Below are 11,842 nucleotides of genomic sequence, written 5' to 3' on the forward strand. Positions count from 1 at the left end.
AATAATATGGTCAGGAGAGAGATCCTCCTGACCTGCTTCTTTTTAACTGGCTCCAAGTTCCGAAAACATTATAGGACACTGATGTAAAAGATAAACTTAGAAATAAGTCTTCATGATTGTACCGAGTTCTCTTTGTCTACTTGATCATTTTCTTTAGGCTCCACGTTTTTATCATTCATTGATTTAGGTGAATAGTTTGTCTTATCCTGTGGATCTTCACTGTTACTCTCCATTCCCGAGAGCTTGTTTTGATCAAGAGGGACACTTATCATTTCATCAATATAATGATTTAATCCTAATAGATGATAGTGATGTTCCTTCTCCTCACAAGAAACTTTTTGTTTCATCGTTTTATTAAATGTTTCCCCTGGATGCAATAATAGGGGTTGATCTACTAGTTTAATAGGAATCATTATGTCTGAAATATTTTTAATAGAGATTTTTTGGGAAATCTCACATTTGCTTTGATAGATCACATCACCAGTGGAAATAGAAAGTAAATCTTTAGTTGTAGCGTTGGTTATTTCTCCACTTGCTCGAACCTCGTCCGTAAACCAAGCATATGTATTCAATTTACCAACAAATAGAAATAGGCAATAGATTAAAATAATGGAGTAAAAAACTAGCATGCGCTTACTTTTTCGCATATAACCTACTCCTATCAGAAAAGCAGTCGATTAACCGACTGCCCAACAACATTATTCACCTTCATACTTAGAACCTTCATCTACTTGCTTCGCTTGAACTTTTAAATCAGCTGAATATTTTACTCCTTGATAGTCATTATTTGCGGTTTCATCTAATTTAATGGCAAACATCATATCAATATACTCATCCGATTTCAATTTCCAAAATCCTTGGTTCGCACCATTTCCAAGCTGCCAATTTTTATTAGATACAGCTGTATAACCTGCTACACCTTCTTCTCCTACTAAACCTGTAACCGCACTTACGCCTGGTGCAATTTCGGATTCGTTACTAAATGTTTGAGATTGTACTACATTAGTCGTTCCATCAAATAATTTATCAAGCTTGATTTTCGCCGCTTTTTGAACATCACCTGTTGGCTTTTGCTTATATTTTATCGCAATATACCCAACTTTATATTTTTTTATATTAACGTCCTTATCCAATTTCTGATTTAGAGTAGCTTTAATATTTGTTGCTAGCGTTCCTGTATTATTGACCGTCATCCACTCCCCATACTTTAATTGGGAAGGAGCAAAATCAACGCCATCAATAACTTTTTCTGTAATATTTTGTCCATCATTTAGTTGTAATGTTCCGTTAACAATCTGACCAGCAGCATTTGTCTCTGAAGTAAACCAGGAATATGTTCCAAATCCCACAGATACAACAAGTGCTCCTACTAATGTCGTGCCTAATAATGCTCTTTTCACATTTTTCATAAATTTCTTCTCCCATGTAAATCACATTTTTTTGTAAAGGTCACTAATCTTGATTGTGTACCGAGGACTGATTTGCCTTTACCTACAAAAACATTATGTAAAGACAAATCCCCCCCGCCTTTTCCTAGATTAAAAATCCTTCTAGCTTTCTATTTTTTATTAGGCTCAAGACCTAACGTGCGTAAAATATCTTCTAACCCTTTTTTACCAAGCTTTTCTTGCGGCTTTGCATTTTTCTTCGCATTTTCTCCTATTTTCAAGAAGTTCTTTTCAATAAAACGAACATCTTTTTCATCTACTATGCCGTCCTGGTTGATGTCTTCTTTGTCATGTTTTTTACCGTATTGTGCTGCAACTTGAATTAGATCATTAATATCAATCACTTCATCTCCGTTTACATCGCCAGCAGGAAACTGATCTGTGTACGTTCGAAGGCTTACTCCCACTAGTTCTCCATCGACCTCTTTACTTAACTTAGCAGTTGTCTTACTAGTTAAATGCCCCGGAACTTCTACATAAATATCATAATCTTTAGTTGAAACTGGAATTCCATGAATCTCATATTGTCCCGATTTATCAATCGTTCCTACATATTCTTGGCCATTTCCTGCTTTTGCATAAACTTTGGCATGGATTTGGGTTTTGTTATTTGAATCTAATGCTTCCGGCTTAACGAATCCACGTACATTGGAATGTTTTGGGATTATGGAGAACTGCTCATTTGTGTATCCCGGTATCGTTGTTTCCTTCGTTTCTCCGACTTTCGTATACATAAATTTATTTACATTCATGCCTGCAAGTCCATCATAGCTTTCATCATTTATGACTTTAAATGTCACATCAAGGAATGGGGTATCACCATCAAAGCCTTTAAAATCCTTTTGATTAAAGGATGCACCAACATTTACTGTTTTCGTCCATAAATCATCATTAATTGTCGGTTTATCTAGAGAAACATTTAGTTTGTGGTCATTTGCATATTTTTCAAAAGCTTTGTTTAGCACCACATCTCTAAATTCGTATAAACTTTTCGTATATTCAACTCCATATTTTCCGGAAACGAGCTTTTTCACATTATTGATACTTAATGTCATCGTAATTGTATCGCCTAGTTTTACTTTTTTCTTGTTGTAGCTTGGTAATACATACTCTGTTCCTTCTTTGACAAATGTATAATTATAGCCTAAAAGATTCCCAGCTGTTGCTAGATCAAATGGGTATAGTTTTAGATTTACAGGTGTTTCAACTTCTTCCGGTAATAATCCAAATTTGAAATCCCCGTTAGGTTGAATAGGCAGGATGCCTGTTGGCCATGCCGAATTTTGATAATAAAAGAGCCAATTTGCAGTTTGATCATAGTTAAGACCTTTTGACTTTAATAGATCAATCGTAGAGTCATATACATTACCATGTGCCCATAAAGCGTGGTAGCCGTCTTCATCCGTGTACATTGACTGATCCACTTCGTAGAAACCTGGCTTATAGTCCTTGAAAGTTAATTCCGGTGGCTTATTATCTACAATAATCACTTGATCATTCACATAAGTTTTTCCATCATTATCTTTAGCGATCATTTCAAATGTATAATCACCATCAGGCAAACTAATACGTTTATTAGCTATAGGATTCGCTGGGTCATTGGTAAATGGATAAACAGATCCTGTAAAAGCCCATAAAATATATTTTTCTGAATCTGGTTCAATGTTATCGACATTTATTAGTGAACCAAGAAAGCCAACAGGCTGACCCGTTTTTCCGTCCTTGATGATAATATCGATTGTTTTCATCGGGCTCTTCAATTTAAACATTGCATTTACGAATGGAGTTAAGTATGGATGAAATTTCGTTGTATCCGTTGCAACAGCCGGTCTATCTAATTCAGCATAGTCGATCCCTTTATCTGTGTAGCGAATCGAAAATGGTATTTGATAGTTTTCGGTTCCATCCTTTTCATTTACAAAATGAATATATCCTTCATATCTTCCTGGTTCAGCGTTCGTCGGAACATGGATGGATGGTTGAATTTCTTTTGATTGGCCAGCGGTTACCGTAATAGATGATGGTGTTGTCACCTTCACACCATTTTTCACTGCATCCTTCACATTTCCTTTTGCTGGTGAATATTCCACTTCCACTTTAAATTCTTTCGCTTCTTTCGCATCTCTGTTTTGAATCACTACTTTTCTGCTTTCATCTATATCCTTATCTTTTTGATAATGGCTGCCTAACGCCATTGAGCCTGTCTCTTCATCAATTTCAACAGTTTGGTTTCCATCCATATTTTCTGTTTTATCAATTACTTTAATGGATGTATTAGCATGAACCGCCTCGTACGTATCAATACGACCTGCCCCTACTTCATTTACTGAATACTTTTCTTTTAACTCATCTGCTGTATTCATCAAGGCTTCTTTCACTTCAAATGGTGTATATTCTGGATGCTCTTGTAAAATTAAAGCTGCTGACCCTGCAACATGAGGGGTCGCCATTGAAGTTCCTGACATACGTGTGTAGGCGATATCGTAATTTTCACCATCTCCAGGGTCATTCATATATTCTGGATAGGTTGAAAATACCGCCACTCCAGGTGCAACAATGTCTGGCTTAATATCATAGTTCTTCTCAACTGGTCCACGAGAGCTAAAGTCTGCTAAATGATCTCCTTCTGTATGCACACTGCTCATTTCTTCAAATGTAAAGGAGCCACTTTCCAGAGATTTTAAACGTTCCCCTTCTGCTTTTGTAAGTTGGAAGGTTGGAACATAACTAGCGCTTTCTCCCAAATAAGCTGGAATCTCTCCATCTACATTGTTGTATACAATGATCGCCTTAGCTCCCGCGTTCTTGGCATTACGAATCTTTTCATCAAACGCGATTTCTCCGCGTTGGATTAAAGCTAATTTTCCGTTTAAATCTTTTCCTGTAAAATCACTACTTTTTCCTAACCCCACATAGATAACTGGGAGAGATTTTCCTTTTAATTCATCTAACTTATCCGTAAAGTTCTTTCCTAGTAACTTCATTTCATTAAACTTCTCATTTCCCGCACTCGCGGAATACGTCGTAATCGTTTGTGAATAATCACTCGCTCCAACTGTTATGGCAAATGAAGATGTACCTGGCGAGCCAACTGTTTTTTCACCCGGCCCCGAATTTCCAGCTGCAACTACAGAAACTACCCCAGCAAGCATTGCATTATTAATAGCTACGGATGTTGGGGAAAGGGCATCATTAATACCTTCACCAAGAGATAAATTGATTACATCCATTCCATCTTTTACCGCTTTATCAATTCCGGCAAGAACTGCATCTGTATAACCTCCACCATAAGGTCCTAGCACGCGATATACATAAAGGTCAGCTTCTGGTGCGACTCCTTCTACTGCATGGTCAACATTATTTTTCTTTTCCGCAGCAATTGTTCCCGAAACGTGCGTCCCATGCGAAGTATAATAAGGTGCGCCAGAATAAGGGTCTATTTCAGGATAATTTGTTTTTTTCCAATCTTCATAGGTAGCTTCCATTGGATCATTGTCGTTGTCAACAAAATCATATCCACCTTTATATGCATCTTTTAAGTCGGGATGATGATAGTCGATTCCTGTATCAATTACCCCTACTTTGATGCCTTTCCCTGTGATTTTTTCTCTATGAAGCTTGTCCACGCCAATTTGGCTATTGCTATCTTCGGATCCTGACATTGCGGTTGACTTTAAATCTTGCGTTTCTTTCGGAAGATCCAATTTTAGCTCCTTATTATTCCATACACGTTTAACAATACCTGATTGAACCAAGGATTCAATCATATTACCCGGCATAGTTACCGCTACTCCGTTAAAGGCATTTTTATATTCTCTAGCAATCTTTGATTCATTTAAATTTTGACTGAATGTAGTTTTTGAACCTTTAAGTTTATTAAACTCTTTTTTAAATTGTTGATGAGATTCCTCTACTTTATTCTGTGCAGAGGATAGTACCATTCTTTTTCCTGAAGCCATTTGTTTCATCATTTCCACTTGTGCTGGTTCTTGCTTGAATTCTACAATGACATTTACCATTTCAGGACTGTTAACTTTGACATCTGGTGCAATAACAAATTCTGATCCTACTTCAATCTCCTTAAGTGCCTTTCTTTGTTCAACGCTTAAGTTGTTCAGTATTTCTTCGGCATTCGTAACCTTTGCCTTTTCCTGAGCCCTCGCCAACACATTAAAAGGTACACCCGAAGCTGCTACTAAACTAACGGTTAATGCAGATCCTAACAAAACACGGCCAAATTTCCCTTTCTTCATTCCCTTTCTCTTCCTCCTTTATTTCCCTTTTTATTAGTGAACTAAGAAGCAATAATTTTTCTAGATGTCTTTATTCGATTAATTAGATTTGTTTTCTAAATTTGACGAATATTCACTCTATTCACATTGTAAATAGGCCATTATTTTTCGTAAATCGTGGTTTATTGGATCATCATAAAGCGGGCCCATTTTCCTGAAAATTTATAGGAAATATTTCTCATTTTTGCTTTCTTTTGATGCGATTCATGGAAAAAACGACTTAATACCTATAGTCTTTTTTCCTATTTAAAAATAACAAAAAGTGAAAAAACGATAACAATTACCCCAAAAAAGGGGTAATATCGTTAATTTTTGAAAGTATGATAACGGTGTGGCAATATTCTTCAGTTTTAAAAAAAATAGCAAGAGCTTATAATGAGTGAAATAAGAGGGGTTATAAGAATATTCTGATATCAAATGAAGGTTGGGGAACTCATGATTAAAACTGTATCTAAAAGCATTTCTATTATTTTTCTCATCATTATTTTATTCGTCATAGTATTTTTGCTTTACTTCACATTTCAATCAAAAAAACATCCAGAGAAAATGCCCTCCATTTTTGGAGTCAGCCCATTAACCGTGTTAACTAACAGTATGCACCCTTACATTAAAGCGGGTGACTTAGTCATTATTAAAAAGGCGAAGCCATCGGATGTAAAAGTAAATGATGTGATTACTTTTAGAGATTCACCTACAAAGTTTTTTACCCATCGTGTCGTCTCCATTAAACAAAATCAAGGAAAGATTGGATTTGTAACAAAAGGGGACAATAACAATACAGCAGATTCCAGTGTTGTCACCTCTAATAATCTCGTCGGTAAACTAATATTGAAGGTTCCGAAAGCTGGATATGTAGCAAAATTTGTTAGTGGACCAGTTGGATTTATTCTACTAATACTAATACCTGCTACCGGATACATTTGTTTAGAGGTTTTCGAAAGACTTTCTAGGGAAAAAACACAATCGTCTGGTATTCTCAAGGGGTAATTGGGTTTTATAAAACTTTATTTAAATCCACTGGAATCGATTGTCTAAAATAGTAATTATAAAAGCTGCCATTTTATAGTGGCAGCTTTTTAATTTGACAGCTAGTAGCTCTGCTTGATCACTCCGTTCAACCCCTGTCAATGATCGCTCTCTTTCGCTAGTCATTCAACTATAATCTCTCGAATTCTTTATCAGATTCATTAGCTGGCTGGACTAGTTAAGAACGACAACGGAATTAATAAAACTGTTTTTTTAAATCGTCTATCTTAATCATTAAACAAGTATAAAAGACAAATTGTCTCATATTTTAGTAAAGTATGTATTAATTCATTTACCACTTAAACTGTTCAAATGTCGAATTGTGCTCTTAAATATTTTGTAAATTCTAAATTGAATGTATTTTAATTTTAAGATTAGTGTGTTACGATTCAACTTGTGCGTTACTGGATATATTTACCATAAAGGGGGATAACTTGAATGTCGTGGTTTACAAAATGGGCCTTTAATAATAAAGCCGCCATTACCTTTTTATCAGTTCTCATTTTATTAATTGGAGTATTAAGTTATAAAAAGCTTCCAATGGAATTTCTACCTGCTGCAGATCAACCAATTGTTTCTGTCATTGTTATGGGCCAAGGTACTGATTCGAAAACAATGGAGGATCAAGTAACTACTCCGATCGAAAGTGCTGTCTCTGGTGTGAAAGGTAAAAGTCATATTTATTCAAGCACAAGCAATGGTTTCTCAAAGATTGATGTATATTATGAATCAGGAACGAACATGAAGGACGCTAAACAAGAAGTCCAAGAATCTTTAAATAAAGTCACCCTACCTCAAAATGTTAGTAAACCTACAATTGTTCAATTAAACACTTCCATGATCCCTATCGCAGATGTTGCAATCACTTTTGAGGATGGATTAAGTCCGAATAATATTGATTTTGCAAACAAAAAAATTATTCCATATTTCAAAGACATAAAAGGCGTAGCTGACGTTCAAACATACGGTACAGAAAAATCTTTTGTTTCTGTAAAAGTCGATAATGCGAAGCTTGCGCAAAATAAAGTATCACTAGAAACTGTCATGGGTATTATTCGAGGCCAAAATTCTGCAGTTTCAGTTGGTGAAGGTATTATAAATGATAAAACTAGTAATATAAAAGTTGTTGGGAATTTAGACAATATAGACAAAGTAAAGAGTCTTATGGTCGCTGATCATGTTAAATTAGCTGATATTGCAACTGTTGAAGTGAAAAAGCCAGCAAACAATCTAACAAGAATCAACGGAAAAGACGGATTATTATTAATCATCACAAAGGATAGTAATTCTAATGCTGTTAGTATTACAAAGGATGTAAGAGAAGCTACTAAACACTTAAATAAAAAATATAAAAATATGAATTCAGATGTAATGGTCGCAACATCAGATATGGTTAAAACTTCTGTACATGCAATGATTAAGGAAGTTTTACTTGGTGCATTATTTGCTACGATTGTCATCATGTTATTCTTAAGAAATGTACGTTCAACACTAATTACAATTGTTTCAATTCCTCTATCTTTATGTTTAACATTATTTTTACTTGCGGAGTCCGGCATTACACTTAATGTTTTAACACTTGGTGGAGTAGCTGTAGCAGTTGGACGATTAGTTGATGATAGTATTGTAGTTATTGAGAATATTTTTAGAAAAACTCAATCAGAGAAATTTTCGGTTCAAATGATTATTGACGCTACAAAAGAAGTCGGGAGTGCAATCACAGCCTCTACTTTAACGACTGTTGCAGTATTTTTACCAATAGGAATTATTAGCACGGGGCTTAAAGATTTCATGCTTCCATTTGCTTTAACTATTACTTACTCTTTATTAGCTTCATTATTTGTTGCATTGACGGTCGTTCCATTATTAAGTGCATTCTTCCTTAAAAAGGCTAAATTAAAAGCTCATAAGCCTTCAGTACGATATAAAAAAGTTCTCACATGGTCATTAAATCATAAATGGGTCATTTTAGTCGTTTCATTTTTATTATTTGTCGGCTCGATAGGTACTTATTTTGCTATGCCAAAAGGTGCGACAGATAATTCATCTTCAGACTTTGTTCAAACAACATTAACGTATCCAAGTGATACACCAGTTGAAAAAGTAAAGGAAAACACGCTTAAACTAGAAAAGTATATTCTTGAACAAAAAGGAATAAAAGGAGTTTACACTCAATTAGGTAGTACAGCTGATGCTGCAAAATATGGGGATGTCCGCTCTTCTACCCAAGCAATCTATTTAATTACACTAGACAATAAAAAACTTACTGATCAAGTCGTAAAAAAAATCAATACGCAAAAATCTAACTATGCGGATGCAGAATTAAGTACAATGGCATCTAGTTTATTTGGAGGATCTAAAACTCAAATTACAATTGATGTGGTCGGAAATAATTTAAATGATTTAGAGAATACCGCAAGTGAAATTAAAAATAAAATAAAAAATATTGATGGAGTTAAAAAGGTAACAACAAATGAGGAAGACAAAAAAACGGTTTACTCGTTAGAGGTTGACCCTTCCAAAGGTAATGCTGAACAACTATCGCAACAGTTATTTGTTATGTTGAATCGAACTCCACTTGGAACAGTTACAATTGATCAACAACCGACTGATGTATATCTTGAACCAATATTAGAACCTAAAACTCCTGACGATATTAAATCAGTACCGATTATGACTAAAACTGGAATGATTCCGGTATCGTCAGTAGCTACACTAAAAGTAGAGGAAAAGTCTACGAATCTATATCATAAAGACGGCGATCCATATTTAAGTATATCCGCTGAAGTAAAGCCGGATAAACTTTCAAAAATTAATGCAGATTTAAATAAAGTTATTTTTGGAGATAAAAAATCAAAAGGTATGAAAATTGCCGATGGCGTAAATGTTTACATTGGTGGTGCTCTTGCACAACAATCACAAGATTTCTCAGATCTATATATGATCATGCTTGTCTCAATCGGCTTAGTATTCCTAATCATGATTATTACATTTAAAACATTCCGTGCACCAATTGCTATACTATGTTCTTTACCTTTAGCAGCGATTGGAGCTGTGCTTGGATTGATTATAAGTCGCATATCAGTTGAACCAACAGCACTATTAGGAGCACTGATGCTCATCGGAATTGTCGTAACAAACGCAATCGTATTACTAGACCGAGTAAAACAAAAAGAAAAACAAATGATTCTACGTGAAGCAATTATTGATGCTGCGGTAACTCGAATTCGGCCAATTCTCATGACGGCTGTTGCTACAATTTGTGCAATGCTACCACTACTATTCAAAAAAGCCGAAACCGGTAGTCTTGTATCACAAAGCCTTGCAGTTGTAGTAATTGGCGGATTAACTGTTTCAACATTATTAACACTAATTGTCATCCCTGTCATTTATGAGTTACTTTATTTTAGAAAATCTAGAAAACAACGTAGAAAGCAAGATACTAGTAAGCCAGTAAGTTTGTAAATAAATGCGGGATGTCTTAGTAGTATTGAGACATCCCATTTTTTTGGATAGAGATCAATCACGAACACTTTAAGGAATCGGCTTAATTCAAATAAAAATAAAAAACACAAGGAAAATGAACTAACCTTGTGTTTCTTCTTTATATCCCCATCAACTGCCTGGAGGTTTTGGATCGTCTTGCTTCTTATTGGATGCGTAAATTTCATTGTTTGAAGAGTGATGAATTTGAATAGTATTTATTCCTACATTCACCAGCACAGTGATGATTAAGGAGAGAACGATAATTTTAATCATTTTTTTCATCTGATAACCCCTTTATTATGTGTCTTCTTCATTTGATGTAAACTGATTTGTAAATACTTGTTAGCTAAAAGTGGGTCTCCTTGATCTTGGTAATACTCGGCGATTCGTTCACTATATTCATAAACCTTCATTCGATTACCATGTTTCTCCATGATTGGTAAGCCGTCTTCCATTAAATATTGGATTAATGCTTTCTCTTCATTTTTTGCTTCAAAATATAATACGCGTAATTTCACATATTCTAATTTTGTTTTTTCTTCAAATAACTCTAGTTCATGTTCTAGCATATTCACAACTTGTTCATTTTTTTGTAGCTTTAGCAAATGAGAAGCAATATTCCCTAATGTAAGATAATAACTCTCGGTATTTTTCTCAATTAACGCTAGTGATTTATAATAACACTCCAGCGCTTTTTCTGAGAGGTTTTTAGCGCCATACAAGTAACCCAAATTATGCCATGCCATTTCGACAATTGTTGTGTTTTGAATTAATTCTGCATCATCTAGTATTTCTTTTAATAAATTTTCTGCTCTTTCGTATTCGCCAGTTTCAGTTAAATGAATTGATAAAATTGTTTTTACATCTAACGTTCGTATAATGTTATTCCTTTGTTTAAAAACCTCTAATGCTTTATTACCAAAATAAATTGCTAATGCTGATTGTCCTAATCTACAATGCATTAATGATTTTAAATAATAATATTCTGTTATTTCATCTCGATACTGTTTCCTTAAATCCTTTACTTCATCTAAAAAATTCAAAGATTTAATAAAATTATTCCTTTTATGATTAAAAATTGCATTTAATACATTCCAAACAAATAATTCAAATTCAGAAAACATCCTTACATTTTGACTCATTTTTTCAATCATTTGCTCTGCTAATTCGAGTTGATTTAAAAACAAAATATACCTTAACATGTACAATTCATATACATAAAGTAGTTCCGTATATAGAACAAACTCCCTATATTTCCTTAGATCTAAATAGAGCGCATCTGCTTTTTTATGATGAAGTCGTTCAATTGAGTCATAGAACTCATGTAATTTTATTTTAATATGATTAACTTTATTTTTTTCATCCTCAACTGATATACCTAACTTCATACACAATAAGTTTAAAGTTTCGATATTAACCTCTTTTGAGTTGTTCTCAATCTTACTTAAATGAGAAATTGAACAAATTCCATCACAGAGTTGCTCTTGTGTCATCTGTTGTTTTTTTCGATGGTAATTAATAATTTTTCCAATTTTCATAGGTATTTTCCTTAAATATTATTTTAATATTGTTAATATTCATTATAGTGTA

The 11,842-nt window shown here is 34.3% G+C and carries 8 protein-coding genes; 2 read left to right on the forward strand and 6 right to left on the reverse strand.

What is annotated here, in order from left to right; translation table 11 throughout:
- Positions 1–110: 110 nt before the first annotated feature.
- The 3 genes from AB1282_RS02730 to AB1282_RS02740 form a co-directional block, all read right to left on the reverse strand.
- The gene (locus AB1282_RS02730) at positions 111–647 is read right to left on the reverse strand and encodes a hypothetical protein (protein WP_429898376.1); all 537 of its coding nucleotides are present in this window, start codon (positions 645–647) and stop codon (positions 111–113) included.
- Between the two features lie 51 nt (positions 648–698).
- Positions 699–1,409 (reverse strand): hypothetical protein, encoded by a 711-nt coding sequence (locus AB1282_RS02735; protein WP_429898377.1) that lies wholly within the window; start codon positions 1,407–1,409, stop codon positions 699–701.
- A 149-nt stretch (positions 1,410–1,558) separates the two neighbouring features.
- On the reverse strand, positions 1,559–5,701 hold the full coding sequence (locus AB1282_RS02740; protein ID WP_429898378.1) for a S8 family serine peptidase: 4,143 nt from the start codon (positions 5,699–5,701) through the stop codon (positions 1,559–1,561).
- A gap of 474 nt (positions 5,702–6,175) precedes the next feature.
- Between AB1282_RS02740 and AB1282_RS02745 the strand changes: the two genes are divergently transcribed.
- Positions 6,176–6,727 (forward strand): signal peptidase I, encoded by a 552-nt coding sequence (locus AB1282_RS02745; RefSeq protein WP_429898379.1) that lies wholly within the window; start codon positions 6,176–6,178, stop codon positions 6,725–6,727.
- Between the two features lie 21 nt (positions 6,728–6,748).
- On the opposite strand, the gene AB1282_RS02750 is transcribed toward AB1282_RS02745, so the two are convergent.
- Positions 6,749–6,892, reverse strand: coding sequence for a hypothetical protein (locus tag AB1282_RS02750; protein ID WP_156339630.1), 144 nt, complete (start codon positions 6,890–6,892; stop codon positions 6,749–6,751).
- 312 nt (positions 6,893–7,204) lie between these two features.
- Between AB1282_RS02750 and AB1282_RS02755 the strand changes: the two genes are divergently transcribed.
- Positions 7,205–10,231, forward strand: coding sequence for an efflux RND transporter permease subunit (locus AB1282_RS02755; protein WP_429898380.1), 3,027 nt, complete (start codon positions 7,205–7,207; stop codon positions 10,229–10,231).
- Positions 10,232–10,381: 150 nt separating this feature from the next.
- Here AB1282_RS02755 and AB1282_RS02760 read toward each other — a convergent pair whose 3' ends face one another.
- Both AB1282_RS02760 and AB1282_RS02765 read right to left on the reverse strand, forming a co-directional pair.
- Positions 10,382–10,534 carry a hypothetical protein gene (locus AB1282_RS02760; protein ID WP_429898381.1) on the reverse strand — a complete coding sequence of 51 codons (153 nt, stop codon included), beginning with the start codon at positions 10,532–10,534 and terminating at the stop codon, positions 10,382–10,384.
- Positions 10,531–11,790, reverse strand: a complete 1,260-nt coding sequence (locus tag AB1282_RS02765; protein WP_056468127.1) for a helix-turn-helix domain-containing protein — start codon at positions 11,788–11,790, stop codon at positions 10,531–10,533. The genes AB1282_RS02760 and AB1282_RS02765 overlap by 4 nt, the downstream gene beginning before the upstream one ends.
- Positions 11,791–11,842: the final 52 nt, after the last annotated feature.

It is taken from the genome of Gottfriedia sp. S16(2024) (genome assembly GCF_050473765.1).
In the GTDB taxonomy this organism is placed as follows: domain Bacteria; phylum Bacillota; class Bacilli; order Bacillales; family Bacillaceae_G; genus Gottfriedia.

Coding starts and splice junctions, on each gene's coding strand:
- AB1282_RS02745 (WP_429898379.1), top strand. CDS start 6,176: ATGATTAAAACTGTATCTAAAAGCATTTCTATTATTTTTCTCATCATT.
- AB1282_RS02740 (WP_429898378.1), bottom strand. CDS start 5,701: ATGAAGAAAGGGAAATTTGGCCGTGTTTTGTTAGGATCTGCATTAACC.
- AB1282_RS02750 (WP_156339630.1), bottom strand. CDS start 6,892: ATGACTAGCGAAAGAGAGCGATCATTGACAGGGGTTGAACGGAGTGAT.
- AB1282_RS02735 (WP_429898377.1), bottom strand. CDS start 1,409: ATGAAAAATGTGAAAAGAGCATTATTAGGCACGACATTAGTAGGAGCA.
- AB1282_RS02730 (WP_429898376.1), bottom strand. CDS start 647: ATGCGAAAAAGTAAGCGCATGCTAGTTTTTTACTCCATTATTTTAATC.
- AB1282_RS02765 (WP_056468127.1), bottom strand. CDS start 11,790: ATGAAAATTGGAAAAATTATTAATTACCATCGAAAAAAACAACAGATG.
- AB1282_RS02755 (WP_429898380.1), top strand. CDS start 7,205: ATGTCGTGGTTTACAAAATGGGCCTTTAATAATAAAGCCGCCATTACC.
- AB1282_RS02760 (WP_429898381.1), bottom strand. CDS start 10,534: ATGAAAAAAATGATTAAAATTATCGTTCTCTCCTTAATCATCACTGTG.